The sequence below is a fragment of the Methanobrevibacter filiformis genome, from assembly GCF_001639265.1.
Lineage (GTDB): Archaea > Methanobacteriota > Methanobacteria > Methanobacteriales > Methanobacteriaceae > Methanacia > Methanacia filiformis.
This window is the reverse complement of record NZ_LWMT01000064.1, coordinates 1-5,196: the sequence shown is the minus strand read 5'-3', so window position 1 is coordinate 5,196 and position 5,196 is coordinate 1. Positions and strand designations below refer to the sequence as shown.

Below are 5,196 nucleotides of genomic sequence, written 5' to 3'. Positions count from 1 at the left end.
CCTAAAACACTTACGAATACTACTATTAAAACTCATAAAAAAATATATAAACAATCAAACATAAATAAAAATACCAAAGAAAAAAAATAATACATATAAAAAGAAAATTATTAAATACGAATCCTCAAATATATAACAATGTATTTGATGGCAATAATGATGGAATTAGTTTAATGAAATCTAACAATAATATATTAAGTGGAAATATTGTTAAAAATAGTTTTCTTGGAGGTATTAGTTTATATGAATCAAATAATACAATCATATGGAATAATACTGTTGAAAACAGTAAATATGAGGGAATAGATGTTGGTGAATCTAATAAGTTAAATATAAGTAATAATATTTTGAGAAACAATGGTAAAGATGGTATTGTCATTGTTGATTGTCGTAATTCCATTATAATTAATAATTCATTTGAAAACAATAAAGGTAATGGTATTTCTATCCAAGATATTAAAAACATGGATCTGAACTGGAATAATATAAGAAACAACAGTCAAAATGGGATTTTATCATATGTTTCTAATAATTTAACTATAAACAGTAATTTAATAGAAAGTAATAATAAAGCAGGAGTTAAATTAGAAACTTCTAAAAATGATATTGTGATTAATAATAGTATTAAAAATAATTCTAATGGGATTTACATTATTGCAGCAAATCAAAATAAAATAAACAATAATAAGATAAATAATTCTAATAAATCAGGGATTTTAATTGAAGGAAAAGGAAATATAATAAAATTTAATATAATCAACGGTAGTTCTAGTTATGGTTTTTTTGTAGAAGGAAGTTCTAATTTATTAAGTGAAAATAATATATCAAAAAATAAAATAGCTATTAAACTAATTGGAAATAGTAATAATATAAGTAGGAATAAAGTATTAAAGTCTATCACATCAAGTATTTCTGTTGAAGGTTGGAGAAATGTTATAAAATTAAATATAATTAAAGATAGTGAAAATTATGGGGTCCAAATAGTTGGAGGTAATAATTCGATAAATAATAATAATTTATCAAAAAATAAAGTAGGAATAGATGTAAAGGGAAAAGAAAACAAATTAAGTAGTAATAAAATAATTACATCTAATCTTTACTCAATTAATATTAAAGGAAATAAAAATAAAATAAAAAATAATGATATTAAATTGAAAAACATTGGGATAAATATTAAAGGAAATAAAAATCAAGTTAATGAAAACAAAATAAACAATGTAAAAATAGGAGTATATATTAATGGGGATAAAAATTTAATATTTACTAATAAATTCTATTTAAATGTATATGGAGTTTATATTAAAGGTAAACTGAACAATATAACTAAAAATATTGTGAATAATAGTAAATTTCATGGAATAGAAGTTAAAGGAAATAAGAATTATATTAAGAGGAATGTGATGGAAAAAAATAAACATCATGGAATAAAAGTAAATGGAAAAGAGAATATAATAATAAAAAATAAAATAAGTAAGACTAAACGTTCTATATTAGTAATAGGAACTAAAAATAGCATTAAATAATCTAATTAATTAAAAATTGTCTAGATTTTATTAAATCAATTTTTAAATCACAGTTTTGATTTTTTAAAATTAATAATTTACTTGATTTTTCTTAATTATTTTGGGGAGTTGTTAATTTATGAGAATACCAAGCTTAATAGCTTTTATTTTAAGTATAGTTTTTTTTCTAGATGGAATTGTTGCTTTAGTTATTATTATTGGGGCTATTTTCCCTGATTTTGTGATTATAGGTAATTCTCTTTTTAGATTAATTGTTTTAGTAGTAATGGGCATATTAAGTAGTTCATTTTATAATTATGTTCAAAAAAATAGGGATGATCCTAGGTCAAGTGATTTTGGTCAAAAATTATCTATTTTTACAGTAGTGGCTTTATTTTTCTTCTTTTGCTATTTACTAATCTAAGATTAAGTTATTCACAATCTATAAATTAAAGTAATAATATAGATAGTAAATAATAAATAAAACTAAAAAAGTATTAACACACTTAAAAAAATAAGAATTAATTAAAAACAATAAAAATGAAAAGAATAAATATAAATAACTAAATTTAACTGTGGTAAATATGATGGGAGTTATATGTCTGCTTTCTTTAAAGATTCTATAGCTTTTTCTTGAAACTTATTTAAAGCTTCTACAGCAGCAATATGGCCAATAGATCTTCCCTTTTCAATTTTTTCCCCGAATGGGAGATTATAATAAAAAATCATTTTTTACCCCTATAAAAAGTATTATAATCAATATATTTGGATTCGTAACTATTTAAATATATTGTTAATTTTATCTATCAAAAAATTGATAGTTTAGTTTTGGATCAAATAATGTTTTCGTTTAGCCCATATAAATCCATCACCTTTGGATATGATGGCAACATCTATATCTCCACCAACGGTTTCAAGACCCTCTTCAACTTTTCTTTTTAACGAAGTAATATGAATAATATTCAGCCATGTTTCCAATTAGAATTAATATTGGTATTGAAATTATATAACTTGCATTATATTATTTTTAATTAATTTCTTATTACTTGTTTTCACTTTTTTATTTAAGATCATTAAAAACTTATATTATTAAAATAAGATCTATAATCACGAATTAAGAATAAAAATTAATTCATTGGATCTTAATTTTAATAAAATAATTAAATAAATAATAAAAATTAGTTTAAGGGATAACTTGACACAAAAAGATTTGTATGGAACTTATGATATTTTCACAGCTAAACCATTTCTAAAATGGGCGGGTGGTAAAACGCAGCTAATTAATGCGATTGAAGAAAGATTACCTGAAAAAATCAGGAAAACTCACAAAATTGATGAATATTTTGAACCATTCATCGGGGGGGGGGGCATTATATTTTTACTTATCCAGTAATTACAAAATCAAGAAATCATTTATTTATGATATTAATAAAGAGTTAATTTTATGTTATAATGCTATAAAAAACGATCCTGAAGATTTAATAAATAATTTAATTTCATTTGAAGAATCTTTCCTTGAAAAAGATGATGAACGTAGGAAAGAACTATTTTTAAAGGTAAGAAAAGATTTTAATCAACAATTAACTGATTTTAATTTTGATATATATTCTAATAAACATGTGAAAAGAGCTTCACAAACTATTTTTTTAAATAAAACTTGTTTTAATGGTTTATTCAGACTTAACAAAAAAGGAGAATTTAATGTTCCTATGGGAAGATATAAAAATCCTAAAATTTGTAACTCTGATAACATAAGAAATGTTTCTAAAGTTTTAAGAAACACTACTATTTTTAATGAAACTTTTATCGGTTCTGAAGAGTTAATAAGTGAAAAATCCCTTGTTTATCTTGATCCTCCTTATAGACCACTTAATAAAACTTCTAGTTTTACAAATTACAGTGAAAATGAGTTTAATGATCAACAACAGAAAGAATTAGCTGAATATTTTCATAGAATAACAAATATTGGTGCTTATGGAATTTTAAGTAATTCTGATCCAAAAAATGAAGATGTTAATGATAATTTTTTTGATGATCTTTATGAAGATTTTAAAATTGAAAGAGTGAAGGCAAAACGTTTCATTAATTCCAATGCTAAAAAGAGAGGAGAAATTAATGAAATCATTGTTAGAAACTACTGAAAAATACCAATTCTGATCTGTTTTAGCAAATAGCTATTTTTATTAAATTCAATTTCCATGGAGGGATATATAATGGTAAATTTTAAAAAATTAGGATTTGAACATATGGATGAGTACAATAATGAATTTGTAGATACTCTTTTAGAAACTAATCGCACATATAATTTTTTTGTTGATTGGGAAAAGGTTTTTTCTAAACTAGAAGATAATATAATTGAAATAAACATTTTAAATAGTTTAAAGAGAATATCTAATGATAAAATTGAAGATAAATTCAAAGAAATAATAAATAATTATCCTGAATGTGTTCCATTGTTGCCACTGATTGTAGCAGTTCGAGATAATAATATAGCTATTTTTGACATTGATACAAATGTATCTAAAAATATAAATTTCTCTGAAACTTCATTTAACCAAGAAGAAATAGTTAAATTTTCTAAAGAAACAGGATTATTAAATCTTTTCAGTGAAATTGATGACTTATACTCTTATTTGACTGGTACTGAAGTTGGCTTAGATACAAATGCTCGTAAAAATAGGAGTGGACATATTTTTGAAGATATTGTAGGAAACTTCTTAAATGAAATTATTAAAGAAAAACCAGAATATACTATTGATAATGAAGTTTCTGGAATAGTAATTGATAGGAAAAAGAGATTTGATTTTGTTATATATAAAAATAAATCTCCTAAATTTCTTTTTGAATGTAATTTTTATAACAGTACTGGAAGTAAACCTATAGAAACTGCACATGCTTATGTTGATTTACAAGAACAAATTAGAAATACTAATATGACATTTATATGGGTAACTGATGGTTTAGGATGGAAAAAAATGTTCAGTACTCTTAAATCTTCATCAAAAAATATTGATTATATCTTAAACTATTTTATGTTAAAAAATAAGATAAATTTATTACTTTAAATAGATTAATACTTTTCTTATTTAAAACAATTATTATACATGAGAAATTAAAACAATTAGTTTTGAAATTATAGATACTGTAAAATTTATATGGGAGGATTCGTATTTAATAATTTTCTTTTTATATGTATTATTTTTTTTCTTTGGTATTTTTATTTATGTTTGATTGTTTATATATTTTTTTATGAGTTTTAATAGTAGTATTCGTAAGTGTTTTAGGTTTGTGTTGAAGAAGTTGAATGTTTGGGAGAGTAGTGGTAAGTTTAGTGTTGATTTTGATTATTTGAGGTCTGTTGTTCGTGGGGATTTTAGTGATTTGTGGAAGGAAGGTCTTAATTTTAATATTAATAGTCCTTTTAATAAAGAGCTTTTGTGTTGTGATTTGGAAAGAATGGTTCGCGCATTAGATGATGGAGAAAGTGTGAATCATTTTAAGACTCTTTTTCTTCTTAACTCTATGAATAATGAAAATGAAGAGTTGTTAGAATTGAAAGAACATAAAAATATGCTGAATTGTGAAATATATAGATCAATACTGGAATCCATGTACAATCACCAGTGCAGAGGTAGACCACATCATGATGTTACTTTAATGTTTAAAATCATGTATTTACAGGCTAAATATAATT

Annotated in this window: 8 protein-coding genes; 6 read left to right on the top strand and 2 right to left on the bottom strand. The window is 22.9% G+C overall.

Going from position 1 to position 5,196, the window contains the following annotated elements:
- Window positions 1-86: 86 nt before the first annotated feature.
- Window positions 87-1,523: a right-handed parallel beta-helix repeat-containing protein gene (locus MBFIL_RS02360; RefSeq protein ID WP_084266271.1), complete on the top strand. Its 1,437-nt coding sequence runs from the start codon at window positions 87-89 to the stop codon at window positions 1,521-1,523.
- Window positions 1,524-1,641: 118 nt separating this feature from the next.
- Complete coding sequence (locus MBFIL_RS02355; RefSeq protein WP_066971125.1) at window positions 1,642-1,926, top strand: hypothetical protein; 285 nt, start codon at window positions 1,642-1,644, stop codon at window positions 1,924-1,926.
- A gap of 170 nt (window positions 1,927-2,096) precedes the next feature.
- Here MBFIL_RS02355 and MBFIL_RS11055 read toward each other — a convergent pair whose 3' ends face one another.
- On the bottom strand, window positions 2,097-2,231 hold the full coding sequence (locus tag MBFIL_RS11055) for a hypothetical protein (protein WP_281192444.1): 135 nt from the start codon (window positions 2,229-2,231) through the stop codon (window positions 2,097-2,099).
- A gap of 93 nt (window positions 2,232-2,324) precedes the next feature.
- On the bottom strand, window positions 2,325-2,480 hold the full coding sequence (locus MBFIL_RS10455; RefSeq protein ID WP_157078620.1) for a hypothetical protein: 156 nt from the start codon (window positions 2,478-2,480) through the stop codon (window positions 2,325-2,327).
- Between the two features lie 217 nt (window positions 2,481-2,697).
- On the opposite strand from MBFIL_RS10455, the gene MBFIL_RS11165 reads away from it, so the two are divergent.
- The 4 genes from MBFIL_RS11165 to MBFIL_RS02340 form a co-directional block, all read left to right on the top strand.
- The gene (locus MBFIL_RS11165; RefSeq protein ID WP_342667581.1) at window positions 2,698-2,895 is read left to right on the top strand and encodes a DNA adenine methylase; all 198 of its coding nucleotides are present in this window, start codon (window positions 2,698-2,700) and stop codon (window positions 2,893-2,895) included.
- A complete protein-coding gene (locus MBFIL_RS02350; protein ID WP_342667580.1) occupies window positions 2,837-3,643 on the top strand; it encodes a DNA adenine methylase in 807 nt (268 codons plus the stop codon). The genes MBFIL_RS11165 and MBFIL_RS02350 overlap by 59 nt, the downstream gene beginning before the upstream one ends.
- Before the next feature lie 72 nt (window positions 3,644-3,715).
- The gene (locus tag MBFIL_RS02345) at window positions 3,716-4,567 is read left to right on the top strand and encodes a type II restriction endonuclease (protein WP_084266270.1); all 852 of its coding nucleotides are present in this window, start codon (window positions 3,716-3,718) and stop codon (window positions 4,565-4,567) included.
- A 184-nt stretch (window positions 4,568-4,751) separates the two neighbouring features.
- The coding region (locus tag MBFIL_RS02340) for a hypothetical protein (RefSeq protein WP_157078598.1) at window positions 4,752-5,196 on the top strand (445 nt) is incomplete at its 3' end.